Raw genomic sequence first — 1935 nt, forward strand, 5'->3', positions numbered from 1 at the left:
GGTGATCCGCAGCGCGGGGGCGGGCACGGTGCACTTCGCGGGCCCGGTGGCGGGCCGACCGGTGGTCACCGTGGGCCACCCGGACGGGCTGCGGACCACCTACGAGCCGGTCCAACCCGCCGTACGCCCCGGCCAGCCGGTTGGTGCCGGCGCGCCGCTCGGCGAGCTGCTGCCCGGGCATCCGGGTTGCCCGGTCGAGGCGTGCCTGCACTGGGGTCTGCGCCGGGGCGATGACTATCTCGACCCGCTGGCCCTGCTCGGCCTCGGACCGGTGCGGCTGCTCCCGGTCGGTCCGGTCAGCGCTGGGCGAGCAGTGCCGGCAGCCGTGCGGCCAGCCGGTCGTATTCGTCGGCGGCGTTGTAGACCTGCCCGGTGAGCCGCAGCCACCCCCGGCCGTTCCAGCTCATCACCGCCACCTCGGCGGCGAGCCGCTCACCGATCCGGGTCTGCAACGCCCGCGCGGCGTCGATCGTGGTGCCCGTGCCGGGCGGCAGCGGGATGAGACGCAGAGCCACCTCCGGCCCGCCAGGGCTGGGCAGATCGGCCGGAGCCACCCCCAGGGCGTCTCCCACCACCCGCTGGCCGTACCCGGCGAGCGCGGCGTTGTGCGCGCGCACCAGGTCGACACCCAGACTGCGCATCGTGAACAGGCCCGCCGGGGCGGCCAACCAGGACGTGTAGTCGAGAGTCGCCTGCCACTCGAGCGGGGCCGGGAAGTCCGACTCCTGCTCCCAGGACACCACCAGCGGCTCGATCCGGTCCCGCCACTGCGGTGCCACCGTCAGCAGGGCGGTCCCGCGCGGGGCGTACGCCCACTTGTGCAGGTTGCCCACCCAGAAGTCCGCGCCGATGCTCGCCACCGGGGTGGACAGCATGCCCGGGGCGTGCGCGGCGTCCACCAGGACTGGCACGCCGTGTTCCCGGGCCACCCGGGCGATGGCGGTGACCGGGAAGAGTTTGGCGGTGGCCGAGGTGAGCTGGTCGACGACGAGCAGCCGGGTCCGCCCGGGGCGCAGGCCGGCCCGGATGGTCTGCACGATCTGCTCGTCGGTGGCCGACAGCGGGATCGGCAGGACCCGGCTGACCGCGCCGGTGCGCCGGCACTCGCGCTGGATGGCCAGGCTCACCGCCCCGTACCCGTGGTCGGTGCTCAGCACCTCGTCGCCGGGTTGCAGGCCCACCGACTGGAGCACCACGGCGACGCCGGTGGTGGTGTTGCCGACCAGGGCGCTGCCGTCCGGGTCGGCGCCCAGGAAGCTGGCGAGGTGCCGACGGGTGTGCGCGATCCGGTCGACCAGCCCCTGGGTGAAGAAGCGCAGCGGGTTCGCCTCCATCTCGTCACGCAGCCGCTGCTGGGCGCGCTGCACGCCGATCGGCACCGCGCCGAACGAACCGTGGTTGAGGTGGCTGACCGCCGGGTCCAGGGAGAAGAGCAGGCGGGCGCCCGGGATCGGCTCAGGGGGCTGCGGGACGCTCACTCGATGATCGTAACCGCGGGGCTCGGCGCCCTCCGGCGCTTGCTCAGGCCCGCGGGTGCGCCTGCCGGTACGCGGCACGCAGCCGCTCGACCGAGACATGGGTGTAGATCTGGGTGCTCGCCAGCGACGAGTGACCGAGCAGCTCCTGCACGGCGCGCAGGTCGGCGCCGCCCTCCAGGAGGTGGGTGGCGGCGGAGTGGCGGAGGCCGTGCGGGCTGGTCCGGGGCAGCCCGGCGGTCTCGGCGTACGCACCGACGATCTGACGCGCGGTCGTCGGGTTGAGCCGACCGCCCCGGGCACCCAACAGCAGCGCGTCGCCGGAGTGGGCGGCCACCATCGCCGGGCGGCCCCGGCGCAGCCAGTCGTCCAACGCCCGCTGGGCGGGTACCCCGTACGGCACCGCGCGTTCCTTTCCGCCCTTGCCGAACACCCGGAGCACCCGCCGGCCGTGGTCGAC

3 protein-coding genes are annotated in these 1935 nt (G+C 74.9%); 1 reads left to right on the top strand and 2 read right to left on the bottom strand.

The annotated features are described in order from the left end of the window. On the top strand, positions 1–376 hold a 376-nt coding region (locus KBX53_RS31495; RefSeq protein WP_210863402.1), incomplete at its 5' end, for a M23 family metallopeptidase. On the opposite strand, the gene KBX53_RS31500 is transcribed toward KBX53_RS31495, so the two are convergent. Together KBX53_RS31500 and KBX53_RS31505 are read right to left on the bottom strand one after the other, a co-directional pair. Further along, positions 297–1478 (bottom strand): aminotransferase class V-fold PLP-dependent enzyme, encoded by a 1182-nt coding sequence (locus tag KBX53_RS31500; RefSeq protein WP_030335208.1) that lies wholly within the window; start codon positions 1476–1478, stop codon positions 297–299. The two genes, KBX53_RS31495 and KBX53_RS31500, sit on opposite strands and share 80 nt — an antisense overlap. A 43-nt stretch (positions 1479–1521) precedes the next feature. Continuing rightward, the coding region (locus KBX53_RS31505) for a tyrosine-type recombinase/integrase (RefSeq protein ID WP_210863404.1) at positions 1522–1935 on the bottom strand (414 nt) is incomplete at its 5' end.

Source organism: Micromonospora sp. M51, from assembly GCF_018070305.1.
Lineage (GTDB): Bacteria > Actinomycetota > Actinomycetes > Mycobacteriales > Micromonosporaceae > Micromonospora > Micromonospora parva.